This is a genomic window from Bradyrhizobium sp. UBA2491 (assembly GCF_002341725.1).
Classification (GTDB): domain Bacteria; phylum Pseudomonadota; class Alphaproteobacteria; order Rhizobiales; family Xanthobacteraceae; genus Bradyrhizobium.
The window spans coordinates 8,785-9,080 of record NZ_DDOP01000032.1 but is presented as its reverse complement, the minus strand read 5'-3'; the positions used below and the strand labels follow the sequence as shown (position 1 = coordinate 9,080).

Below are 296 nucleotides of genomic sequence, written 5' to 3'. Positions count from 1 at the left end.
CTGGGTGCCGCCGGTGACCGCGAGCCCGCCGGTGCCGCCGATCGCGCCAGCGAAAGTGTCGCTTGCGTTGGTGATGGTCAGCGCCTTGCCACCCAGCGCGACATTGCCGGTGCCGGCGAGGCTCTGGATGCTCGTGCCGGCTCCCGCGAGGCCGGAGATGTCGAACGCCGCATTCGCTACCACATGGCTTGAATTGCTGATCGACCCGGTGCCGGTCAGCGCCAGCGTGCCGGCCGAGATCGTGGTGACGCCGGCATAGGTGTTGGTGCCAGACAGCGTCTCGGTGCCGCCGGCGA

Annotated in this window: 1 protein-coding gene; it reads right to left on the bottom strand. The window is 69.6% G+C overall.

The features are described from left to right. Nucleotides 1–296, bottom strand: a 296-nt coding sequence (locus B2W55_RS09360) for an autotransporter-associated beta strand repeat-containing protein (RefSeq protein WP_349678876.1), incomplete at both ends; no start/stop codon positions are given.